This is a genomic window from Capnocytophaga sp. HP1101 (assembly GCF_054772415.1).
The window spans coordinates 35,464-46,997 of record NZ_BPUU01000008.1 but is presented as its reverse complement, the minus strand read 5'-3'; the positions used below and the strand labels follow the sequence as shown (position 1 = coordinate 46,997).

12 protein-coding genes are annotated in these 11,534 nt (G+C 38.9%); 6 read left to right on the top strand and 6 right to left on the bottom strand.

The genetic code is table 11. From position 1 onward, the window contains the following. Positions 1–3 precede the first annotated feature (3 nt). The 6 genes from rsfS to RCZ04_RS05725 form a co-directional block, all read right to left on the bottom strand. Entirely contained in the window at positions 4–375 is a 372-nt protein-coding gene (gene rsfS / locus RCZ04_RS05750; RefSeq protein WP_460485003.1) for an RsfS/YbeB/iojap family protein, read from the bottom strand. Between the two features lie 484 nt (positions 376–859). Continuing rightward, a complete protein-coding gene (locus RCZ04_RS05745) occupies positions 860–2,743 on the bottom strand; it encodes a BamA/TamA family outer membrane protein (RefSeq protein ID WP_460485002.1) in 1,884 nt (627 codons plus the stop codon). Further along, positions 2,740–3,174, bottom strand: coding sequence for a nucleoside deaminase (locus tag RCZ04_RS05740; protein ID WP_460485001.1), 435 nt, complete (start codon positions 3,172–3,174; stop codon positions 2,740–2,742). Before RCZ04_RS05740 ends, RCZ04_RS05745 begins: the two co-directional genes overlap by 4 nt. Before the next feature lie 73 nt (positions 3,175–3,247). Then, complete coding sequence (locus tag RCZ04_RS05735) at positions 3,248–3,643, bottom strand: DUF937 domain-containing protein (RefSeq protein ID WP_460485000.1); 396 nt, start codon at positions 3,641–3,643, stop codon at positions 3,248–3,250. An 8-nt stretch (positions 3,644–3,651) separates the two neighbouring features. After that, positions 3,652–4,611 (bottom strand): D-2-hydroxyacid dehydrogenase, encoded by a 960-nt coding sequence (locus tag RCZ04_RS05730; RefSeq protein ID WP_460484999.1) that lies wholly within the window; start codon positions 4,609–4,611, stop codon positions 3,652–3,654. Between the two features lie 92 nt (positions 4,612–4,703). Continuing rightward, positions 4,704–5,387 carry a cell division ATP-binding protein FtsE gene (locus RCZ04_RS05725; RefSeq protein WP_460484998.1) on the bottom strand — a complete coding sequence of 228 codons (684 nt, stop codon included), beginning with the start codon at positions 5,385–5,387 and terminating at the stop codon, positions 4,704–4,706. Between the two features lie 156 nt (positions 5,388–5,543). Between RCZ04_RS05725 and RCZ04_RS05720 the strand changes: the two genes are divergently transcribed. The 6 genes from RCZ04_RS05720 to RCZ04_RS05695 all read left to right on the top strand — a co-directional run bounded on the left by RCZ04_RS05720 (position 5,544) and on the right by RCZ04_RS05695 (position 11,524). Then, the gene (locus RCZ04_RS05720; protein ID WP_460484997.1) at positions 5,544–5,714 is read left to right on the top strand and encodes a hypothetical protein; all 171 of its coding nucleotides are present in this window, start codon (positions 5,544–5,546) and stop codon (positions 5,712–5,714) included. Positions 5,715–6,281: 567 nt separating this feature from the next. Further along, entirely contained in the window at positions 6,282–7,244 is a 963-nt protein-coding gene (locus RCZ04_RS05715; protein WP_460484996.1) for a KpsF/GutQ family sugar-phosphate isomerase, read from the top strand. 200 nt (positions 7,245–7,444) lie between these two features. Beyond that, positions 7,445–7,786, top strand: a complete 342-nt coding sequence (gene rpsF / locus RCZ04_RS05710) for a 30S ribosomal protein S6 (RefSeq protein WP_460484995.1) — start codon at positions 7,445–7,447, stop codon at positions 7,784–7,786. Positions 7,787–7,790: 4 nt separating this feature from the next. Further along, the gene (gene rpsR / locus RCZ04_RS05705; protein ID WP_002671374.1) at positions 7,791–8,069 is read left to right on the top strand and encodes a 30S ribosomal protein S18; all 279 of its coding nucleotides are present in this window, start codon (positions 7,791–7,793) and stop codon (positions 8,067–8,069) included. An 18-nt stretch (positions 8,070–8,087) separates the two neighbouring features. Then, positions 8,088–8,600: a bL9 family ribosomal protein gene (rplI, locus tag RCZ04_RS05700; protein ID WP_460484994.1), complete on the top strand. Its 513-nt coding sequence runs from the start codon at positions 8,088–8,090 to the stop codon at positions 8,598–8,600. Between the two features lie 170 nt (positions 8,601–8,770). Further along, positions 8,771–11,524, top strand: coding sequence for a hypothetical protein (locus tag RCZ04_RS05695; RefSeq protein WP_460484993.1), 2,754 nt, complete (start codon positions 8,771–8,773; stop codon positions 11,522–11,524). The last annotated feature ends 10 nt before the right edge of the window (positions 11,525–11,534 follow it).

Sequence of the window (11,534 nt, the reverse complement as noted above, 5' to 3'; positions counted from 1 at the left end):
TGTTTAATAGTTAGTTTCTAAGTTGATAAATTTAGCATCACCCCAAAGACCTTCGAGGTCATAATGCTCACGTATTCTTGTTTGGAAGATGTGTACAACCACATCTACGTAGTCTATAAGCACCCATTCGGCATTGGCTTCGCCTTCTACGTGCCAAGGGTGTTGATGACCTTCGGCTTGGCTTACCATCTTTTGAATAGCTCCTGAAATAGCCGACACTTGGGTGTTAGATGACCCATTGCACAAAATAAAATAATCGCATACGGTATTCTCTACCCCACGCAAATCCATAATGGTAATATCAGTTCCTTTTACTTTTTTTATACCAGCTATAATATTGCTAATGAGCTGATTTGATGATATTTCTTTATTCAATGTTGTTTGTTTTTACAGTTTAAACTTATTGTATCTTTATTGAAAGCGCGCAAAGATAAAACATTCCTTTCAGAAAAGCAAAAACATTGCCATTATTCTTTTGTCAGTTATAAATCGGACAATTTGGCAGGTAGGTAAAAGTTAAGAGCTTATATAATAAACAAACAAAAGACGGTGCGAGCCACACGGGCAGGTGCGAGCCGCACAGGCAAATAATAAAGTTTAAATAAAGATAAGACGAACAAAAGACGAAGGAAGAACGAACAAAAGACGAACAATGAACGAAGGAATGACGAACAAAAGACGAAGGAAACCTCCCCCTAACCCCCTCCAAAGGGGGAACTGTAGTGACAGAAATACGAATAAAACCTCCTTCTATTCACTTACTCCGCTATCGCGGACAACCTCCAAAGGGGGAATTGTAGTGACAGAAAGACGTGCGAGCTACACAAGCAAATAAGTAATGAACGAAGGTAAGGTGAAGTTATCTAAACGATACGATATTAGGCAGGCGTTGAGAAAAGCTGTGCAATCTAAAATCGTCGTTAGTGACACCGGTGAATTTGAAGATATTGTTGCCTGTTCCTGGAATATTAGGGTAATATCCAAAAGAAAACTGTATAGCTCCAAAAGGCAAATAGTCATTAGAGATATAAAAGCCTATGGAAACCTTAGAGTATACTTCTGTTTTGAAAAAAGCGGTGTTTTCCCTGCCTATAAAACCTACATCGGCTGATAGAAACGGACTAAACCTAAAGCCTATCAGCTGAAAAGGGGCATATACTTGCGTTTGTGAGGTGAGAATGAGTTTGCGCGTGCCGTAGACTTCACGACTGTTGAAGCCCCAAATACCGTTTGAATCGTTTAGGTTGATTCTATCGCGTTGGTATACATTTCGGTTAAAGCCTACTACAAATGAGGAACGCAAAAACTGACGGAAATGCCAATCTCCTATATCAAACAATTTACTGAAGTAAGTGCCTTCACCTCTTAGTACGGTTTCTTTATTGGTGCCTTCTTGAAAGAAAGTGCCTAACTCGAAATTGACAGAGTGATAACCGCGCTTGGTGTAATTAGCTTCGGCAAAGCCTATCGCAAGATAGGGCAAGGTGGTATAGTTTTTCCGCAGTATCCCTGAGGTGAGGAACAGAGAGTGGCCTATCCCTACGTCCTCAATATCGCCGTTGCGAAAGATATAGCGGTCTTTCACAAAGCCTGTACTGTTCAAACTAAACTGCGTGAGATAGAGATTTTCATTACCATAATACTGCTCGGGGTCTATCTCCAGAGGAGGCTTTTCATAATAACTGATATTACGAAAACGTGCTGCTATGATAAAGTTATTGATGTGTTTATTCTCGGTTTTCTTGAGGGGTTTTACCCAACTGCCAAAAGCATCGAAAGAGCGCGTCATTAGTGTAGGAGTATAAATAGAATCACGGTGATAGATACCTTCGTCTTGAAAGCGGTTTTCGTAGTATCCCAAGCGCCCCGACCATCGTGCTAAAGGCGAATAAAGTGGTCGCTCTACTTGTAGGTTTTTTGAAAAATAGTTCTCGTAATCAGAATAATAACCGGTTCTCACATTGATGTAAGTATTTTTGATATTCCTCACTACATAGTTAAAGCCTTTACCGTTATTGCCAATTCCTGAAAAGTATTGTTGATAGGTGAGCGAAAGTTCGTGCCCTATCCCAAAGAGGTTTTGCTCGGTAAGTCGCCCCCAAGCTCTGCTTCCTGCAAAGTCACCATCAACGTACATCGACCAGCTGTCGAGCACGTTTACTTGTACATCTACCGAATCGGAGGTTTGATTTACAGGTATAGCTCGCACTTGTACTCTTCGCACGTAGCGCTGATTGCGCAATACGCGCTCGGTTTCACTGAGCAAAAGGGTATCTAAAGGCTTGTCTTTTTTAAAGAGGAGAAACTTGCGCACGGTACTCTCACGGGTTTTCACGTGCAAAGCATTACCGAAACGCTCTAAACGAGAGTTAGGAGCTTTGTTCAAATCTTTTTCGTCAAAACCAAAAGGGTCTAAGGTTGTAATAACAATATTTCTAATGATCTTCCCTTGATAAGAAGGGGCTTTACGAGGGGTAACCGTAGTAGTAACGGTAGCAGTAGGAGTGATAGTTTCTCCTATTACCTTTTCTTTGACTACAATAAAGTTGTTGAGGTTTTTAGTGAGTTTATATTTACTGAAGAAGTTCTTAATTCTCTCATAAAATACCTTATTCTTAGCCTCTCTTTCTGGCGAAATACCTTCTAACAACGAATCTTTTACTCTTAAAGTATCTATTTCTTGAGAAAGAAGATAATTCATTCCCAAGAGAAGGAGCACTATAAGAGTAATGGTTTTTCTCATTTTCTTTTTTGCTGAAAGAATTGTTGTAACAAGGCGGTAGATTCCTCGGCTAAGATACCGGTAACTACTTCGGTTTTGGGGTGCAGTTTGCCACCCATTACGCTGTAACCTCTATGCGTATCGGGGGCAGCATACACTAAGCGCGAGAGCTGACTCCAATAAAGCGCTCCTGCACACATTGCGCAAGGCTCTAAAGTGAGGTACATAGTGCAACCAGTGAGGTATTTACCCCCCAGAAAGTGAGCTGCCATAGTTATGGCTTGCATTTCGGCGTGGGCGGTTACATCGTTGAGGCGTTCGGTAAGATTATGGGCTTTCGCGATAATCCTATTATCTACAGTGATGATAGCCCCTACAGGAATCTCGTCTTCCTCGAAAGCGAGCTGAGCTTCCTCTAAAGCCTTTTGCATAAAGTATTCGTCAGTGTTCATTTAAAATAAAAATTACTTTGGCAGAGCACAAAAACTTTGCCAAAGTAATGTTAAAATTGCGGTGATAAGTTAATTATTTGTTACCGCCAAAGAGGTTTCCGATGCCTCCCATAATATCGTCCATTACATTTCCGTCTTTGTTTTTATCGAAGAAAGAAGTAATCATCTCACTAATATTGCCTCCTTTGCCTGAGAAAAAGTTGGATAGCATTGGTGTTAAGTTTTGGAAAATCTTACTTACGTTGTCTAAAGAGACACCTGTTTTTTCGCTGATAGCGTTCAAGGTAGATGATTGACCGTCGCCAGTGAGTTTGTTGAGCACCTCACTACCTTCGGCATTGCCGAGCATAGATTTGAGTGAATCCATTACCGAGCTTACTTTATCAGTACCAATACCGGTTTTCTCACTTAATCCTTTCACGAGTTGTTGGAGGTTATCACCTCCTAAAAAGTCTAACATTCCTGCCATAGTATAAATTATTTTAATAGGGTTGCGATTTGTGAGGCTAATTCATAGCCTATACGGTTTTGTGCTTCATTAGTAGCTGCCCCTATGTGTGGTGTTAGTGACACTTGAGGGTGCATTAGCACTTGTATAGCGGGCTCAGGTTCGTTTTCAAAAACATCTAAGCCTGCAAAAGCTACTTTACCACTGTCCAGAGCTTCTATCAGAGCTACTTCATTCAAGGCTCCTCCACGTGCTAAGTTGATGACCCCTACGCCGTCTTTCATTAGGGCAAACTCTTTAGTATCGAGTATATAGCCTCCTTCAGCAGGGCTGTTATTGAGGGTAATATAATCGGATTCCTTCAGTAAGTGTTCTTTTTCGACGGTTTTAACAGTGAAAGGCAAAGTTTGTCCGTTAAAAAACTCAAGGGTGATGACCGCTTCGCTCACTTTTGGATCATAAGCCAATACGTTCATTCCTAAACCGATAGCAATACGCGCTACCGCTTGTCCGCTACGACCGAAGCCTATAATTCCTATCGTCTTACCACGCAGTTCAGCCCCATTGGTATAGTTCTTCTTAAGCACGTTGAACTGAGTATCGCCTTCTAAAGGCATATTGCGGTTTGCATCGTGCAAGAAGCGCACCCCACTGAAGAGGTGTGCAAACACGAGTTCGGCTACTGAATTAGCGGAAGACGCAGGGGTGTTAATCACGTGTAAGTTTTTGCTTTTGGCTTGTGCTACATCTATATTATCCATACCGACGCCTCCTCTACCGATGAGTTTGAGTGATGGACAGCCATCGATGATATCTTTTCGCACTTGTGTAGCCGAGCGCACTAAAAGAGCATCGATTGCGTGCTTGTTAATATAGTCTACCAATTGGTTTTGAGCTACCTTAGTGGTGATTACCTCAAAACCTTCTTTTTCTAACGCTTCTTTTCCTGAATCGGAAATGCCGTCGTTTGCAAGTATTTTTATCGCCATTATTTTGTTGTTTTTTGTATAACCTCCCCCTATCCCCCTCCAAAGGGGGAATTGGTGACGGTCATCATAAGAGAGATTTATGATTTATTTTTTTAGACTCTTCGTTGTACTACTTCAAAGATGCGTTCGCCATCACATTTTAGGGTTTTGGACGGGAATTTAAGAATAAGTGCATAGTCGTGTGTTGCCATTAGGATAGTGCGCCCTGAAGCATTGATTTCCTTGAGTACTTGCATTACCTCTACGCTGGTTTCGGGGTCTAAGTTACCTGTGGGCTCATCGGCTAAGATGAGTTCGGGGTTGTTGAGCAAGGCACGGGCAATGGCTATGCGTTGCTGCTCACCTCCAGAGAGTTCGTGCGGAAACTTAAAGCCTGTATTCTGCATTTTCACTTTGGCAAGCACTTCTTCTATGCGTTTTTGTATCTTAGCTTTGTCTGTCCACCCTGTAGCTTTTAGTACAAAGGCGAGATTGTCGTGCACGCTTCTATCGGTAAGGAGTTTAAAGTCTTGAAATACGACTCCCAATTTGCGACGGAGCAAAGGGATCTCATCTTCAGTGAGTTTATTGAGGTTAAAACCTACTACTTTCCCTTTTCCTTTAGTAAGTGGTAAATCGCCGTAGAGCAACTTGATCAAGCTACTTTTTCCAGAGCCTGTTTTGCCGATAAGGTACACTAATTCACCTTTTCCAATGGTGAGATTTACATTGGATAGAATGAGGTTATCTTTTTGATATACTGATACTTCTTTTAAATCTAAAACTGAGTTTTCCATTGATATAAACGCAATAAGGTAACGACTTTAGCTTACAAAATTCTTGCAAAGATAGTAATTTTTTTTGGATAGTAGAAATTTTTTAGAGAAAAAGTTTGTAAAACGCTGATAATGCTAATAATGCTAATAATACTGATAATACCGATAATACTAATAATGCTGATAATTAACTTTGCCAAAGTTTCTAACTTTGGCAAAGTTTGGAGGAGTCGCATTTTTCGGATAAGTCAGATTTTTTTGGAAATTCTAAAGAGCAAGCTACACAGCGATGAAGAATTGGAGGAAGTGAAAGATAACAAAGAATATCGGAAGAAGGATTTTAGGTAAAAGATAAAAGGTAAAAGGTAAAGTGGGTATGGTTAGCTTATACAAAGCTTATAGGAAGCTTATACGAATCTTGGACGATTGTTATACAATAGCTATGTAAATAGTTGATTAATACTATAATACAATAATGCCAATAATGCCAAAAATAGGGTTTCGAGACGAAAGAAAAAGGTCGTAGCACGACGGGCAAAGAATGAATAACGAATAACGAGGGACGAATGACGAAGAAAATGTGCAGAAACCTCCCCCTAGCCCCCTCGGGGAGGGGGAATTAGTGACGGAAAAGTGAAAGAAACCTGCCTCTTATTCAACTTTGACAAAGTTCAAGATTTTGGCAAAGTATTAGACACAAAAGCGAGTTAAAAATAATACGTTAGTAGTCTTCCTTACAACCTTGGTTTCCAACTTTGGCTAAGTATAGGGTGTACGGAAAGGCAATGATTCATACTTTTAGAGTGCTTTATTTTAAAGGGAAAATTCGTGTGTTTGTACTGCGAAAAAGTGAAGAATATTTTATATAAACAAAAAAAGTATTACTTTTGCCTCACGCAAAACCATTTATTGAGGATGAAAACAGAAGAAATTATAACTATTGCCAAACAAACTATTAGTGAAGAGGCTCAGGCAGTTGCTAAGTTAGTAGACTATGTAGATGAGGATTTTACCAAATCAGTGGAGTATATATTACAGTCGAAAGGACGTGTAGTGATTACGGGTATCGGGAAGAGTGCTATTATTGCTAATAAAATTGTAGCGACGATGAACTCTACGGGTACGCCTGCTATTTTTATGCACGCTGCTGATGCGATTCACGGCGACTTGGGCATCATACAGCAAGATGATGTGGTGATATGCATTTCAAAAAGTGGTAATACACCGGAAATAAAGGTATTAGTACCTTTGCTTAAACGGGGTAATAACAAGTTGATAGCGATTACTTCTAATAGAAATTCGGTTTTAGCCCAGCAAGCGGATAGCGTGCTTTACGCTCACGTAGAGAAAGAGGCTTGTCCTAATAACTTAGCTCCCACGACCAGCACTACCGCTCAGTTGGTTTTAGGCGATGCTTTAGCGGTGTGTTTGCTTGAGATGAAGCATTTTGGTAGCAGTGATTTTGCTAAATATCACCCTGGTGGAGCATTAGGGAAACGTTTGTACCTGAAAGTGGCTGACATTGTAGTGCACAACCAGAAGCCTGAGGTGGCTCCGGATACTGATATTAAAAAGGTGATTGTGGAAATATCGGAAAAGATGTTGGGGGTAGCTGCTGTGATTGACCACGGGCGAATTGTGGGGGTAGTAACTGATGGGGATATTCGCAGAATGCTGAGCAAAACAGATAGCATAAAAGGTTTGGTGGCTAAAGATATAATGAGTGCTAACCCTAAGACAATTGATTTAGAGAGTTTGGCTATTGATGCGTTGCACTTGATGGAGAAGAATAAAATCACGCAATTATTGGTAACACGTGAAGGACAATATGAGGGGATTATCCACTTACATAATTTGATACAGGAGGGACTTATTTAAGAGGAGTTCGAGTTAAGGAATTATACGATAATGAGATTATTAAGATTAAAAATCTCCCGCAAATTCAGTGAGGGTTCACATTGTTTATTATCAATAACTTAGTGATTAGTGTTGTAAAAATATTACAGATTATTTGGTCAGGTAAAATAATTGTAGTACTTTTGCACCCTGAATTAAAAAAATATTTAATCATTTTATTTATGAATCAATACGAAACTGTTTTCATTTTGAATCCCGTTTTATCTGATACACAGATAAAGGAAGCAGTAGAAAAGTTTGAGAGTTTTCTTACTTCGAGGGGTGCAGAATTTGTAGCAAAAGAGAATTGGGGCTTAAAGAAATTAGCTTACCCAATCCAGAACAAGAAAAGCGGATTTTACCACCTCTTCGAGTTTAAAGTAGCTGGTGAAGTAATTGATGCTTTTGAATTGGAATTCCGTCGTGATGAACGCGTAATGCGCTACCTCACTGTGAAATTAGACAAGCACGCCATAGAGTGGGCTGAAAAGAGAAGAGCAAAGTTGAACACTAAAAAAGCGTAAGAAAATGGCAGTAGAACAAAAAAAAGGAGATATCAAGTATCTTACTCCGTTAAACATCGACACTTCAAAACAAAAGAAATATTGTCGTTTTAAGAAATCAGGTATTAAATACATTGATTACAAAGATGCAGACTTTTTATTGAAGTTTGTGAACGAACAAGGAAAGTTGTTACCTCGCCGTCTTACTGGTACTTCATTGAAGTTCCAACGCAAGGTAGCTACCGCAGTGAAGAGAGCGCGCCACTTGGCTTTAATGCCTTATGTAGCCGATTTATTAAAATAATAACAAGGAGTAGAGACTATGGAAATTATACTAAAACAAGACGTACATAATTTAGGTTTTAAGGACGATGTCGTTACAGTAAAGAACGGCTACGGACGTAATTACCTTATTCCGCAAGGATTTGCAATTTTGGCTACTCCCTCAGCAAAAAAGGTATTAGCTGAAAATTTAAAACAGAAAGCTTACAAAGAACAACACATTATTGATGAGGCTAAGAAAACAGCACAAGCACTTTCATCATTGGCGGTTAAAATTATTGCTAAAGTGGGAGCTGGAGACAAGCTTTTTGGTTCTATCAACAATGGTGATGTAGCACAAGAGTTAGCTAAAGCGGGTCACGATATTGACAAGAAATTTATTTCTATCGCTGGTAACACCATCAAACGTACTGGGAAATATAACGCTGCTATCCGTTTACACCGTGAAGTAATTGTTGATTTTCCATTTGAAATTGTAGCAGAAGTGGCAAAAGTAGAGTCAAAACCTGCAGAAAAGGCAGAAGAGCCTAAGGCGGAAGTTGCACCTGAGTAACCTGCTGAAAACTAATAAATTATAAGGATTTAAATAGTTCATATCAATTATAATTTTTGATACCTATAGAGGAAATTTACCTTTGTAGGTATTTTTTTTACAATAAAATTTTTGTATGTAAAAAATAATGCGTACTTTTGTACCAATTTTAGCAGAATCTTAAAAATACTATGGAATCCAAAATTAATACAATAGGTTTAACAATTTGGGGTTACAAGCAGGGATGCAAGGTGTTAGCCTCACAAGGAGTGAACTTTCAGTCGCAAGAAGTAAAGGACAGATTGAAAGATATCAGTGCTTTTATACGTATACACACCCCACGTGTAGATTTTTACACATTGCAGTTTAGCAATAGTTACAAGATATACACACAGTATCGTTCGTCAAAAGAAGTGAATGGGCAGAGTGGTGTGTATATAGCCATTTCATTATATATACCACATTTTTTGCAATGGAGAGGGGTGCGACAAGTATTGAACTTGTTAATGGATATGTACTTTGCAGAGCATATCAATTATGACAACAATATTCCGCTACTGAATGAAAAAGAGGATATATTTCCTTATTTTAATCTTCTGAGAGGGTATGAAAAACAGTTGGTAGAGGAACCGGTAACGGCTTCTTATGCATTAGACCAAAGCTATATGCCTAAGGTATTTCCTTATATGGATATTTACGAGGTAGATAAGTACTTCAATATGCCTTATCGTCCTGAGTTTGAGAAATACCAAGATCTTGTGTTCTTGCGCAAGGAGTTTGTGGAAGACCCTCGAGCATATAGTATTGACTTTCTTTTCCCAGAATATGCAACCCCGAGAACGAGTGCATCTACCTTTCAAGCAACGAATGCAGGAGGAGGTGGGGGAGCTTCTCGGTTTGTGCTTTCTAATGCTGATATTAAGATATTAGCGTTTATGAAGAATGGCAAGGATATAGGAGCTACCTATATGAACGAAGTTTTCTCGGACGACGATACTATTGAGGTGCTTCTTGAGAAATCGAGATACCACGAGATGTTTTCTTATCACGACACGATTAAGAAAGCTATTAGGAAGGGTTACATCAAGAAAGTACAGAACAATTATACTTTTGATTTAATTCCGTTTGCTCCAAAAGAGTTTAAGGTGTACGTAGAGACTCCTCAGCGAGAGTTTGAGAAATACATATCGTTCTTATCATTAGAGAGTACAACTTTTAAAGCTAAGCTATACTCTAATACAAAGGGATATTACTTTTTACTAAAAGGAGATGAGGCACGCAATGTATTCAACCTTAGTTACAACGGTATTGTTTTCAAGAGTAACTATATGGTAGATGATAGGGTAGCCTTATCAGTGCCTTTTGAGAAGTATCACTTTACGATTATTTCGAGCACTATAACTTCGGTGTCTTTGAAAATCAACGGTATTGTATTCAGTAAAAACTTGCGTAGTGATTCGCCTGTAGAGATTGTTTTACCTGAAAACTTGTACCACTTTGAGTTTGAAAATCAAGATACAGGAAGAGTTATTAGCATATCGAAAAGTGGAGATGTTAATTTTGATAGAGCTAAAGATGCTAACAATCCACAAATGATTGGTTCAGAGAGTCCTGAATTTTCTAATGGTTTATCAGTAGTAAACAGGGGAGTTGCCACCACTGAACAACGCGAAACAATGGAGATGAATAATAAGTCTCGTGCGTTTTGGATAAAGATAGCTTCGGCAGTTGCCTTTGTTTTAATATTAGTAGGTGTAGGTTATTGGTTTATTTTCCCGATGCTTAAGAATCCGGTGAAGGCTTATGTGGCAATCAATTCGGAGAGCGAGATAGAGGGTATGCACTTTTTAACTAATATTGATGAGCGCACTTACGAAATTGAAGATTCTTACATCAGATTAAAGAAGAGCTTACCTATAGCCGAGACAAAATTGGTTGTTAGCTTTAAAGAAGAAGGGAAAGATACTTTGTTATTAAGTGAAGAACAGCTCAGTAAGTTGGCTCAAATGGTAGAAGCAAATAGTAAGGATACACTTAAAATAGATATGATTTCGCCTGCAATGGCATTTCTTTTAGATGTGAACAATTGGAAAGAAACCCACGCAGACCCTAAAGGAAGTCTTTTTATAGCAGAGGCTCAAAAGCGCAATTTCCTTACAGATAAATTACGCCCTGAGTTTGAGAAAGCCGTATGGGAAAACTTCTTGAAGGATTTTGATTACTCAGCTTATAACAGTGAGCAGGTAGATAGTTTATTGCGTCCTTATTTAAAAGGAGGTAGTTCAGAATTGAAATCTTATCAAGTAGATTTACAAAGAATAATTAGAGAAAGTAAGGCGCGCGACCAAGTGGAAGTAGCTGTAGAGCAACCTAAGAGAGAAGAGCAACCAGCTACTAGACCCGAAACAACTGTTGTTAATAGAAATGAGACTACAGTAGGAAGGACTCCTAAAACGGTTACACCTCCTCGCGATAATGAAAGAATTGTGACCATAAGTGAATCACGCGATCCTAAGACAGTAAAACGAGGAGAGAACGCTACTCGACCTATCGCTAAAAATGTATCGCTTACAGAGAGTTTTGTTACAGATATGAAACGCTTTAATTCACAGGCTTGTTCAGAAGAAGTTGTAGATAGAGTGAAAATGAATTTAAAACGTTTGGAAGGTAATGATTGGAGCGTGGTAATGTTTGAATTTAACCAAGGTAGAAGAGAGATAGAAGAACGTGCAAACCAATATAGTATGTTTTTCACAGCACTTAAAAATGGTACTTCAATTGACCAAGTTAAACCTTCTTACTTTGGAGGACAGACTAGTTTGATTAATTATCTTAAGAAAGGAACAAACTATGAGTTAGTAAAGGGGAAAGCTAATCTTAAAACTTTTGCTGATATTCGCCAAGCTATTGTGAATATGGGTATAGACCCCAAAACAATTCGCTAATAGATATTAA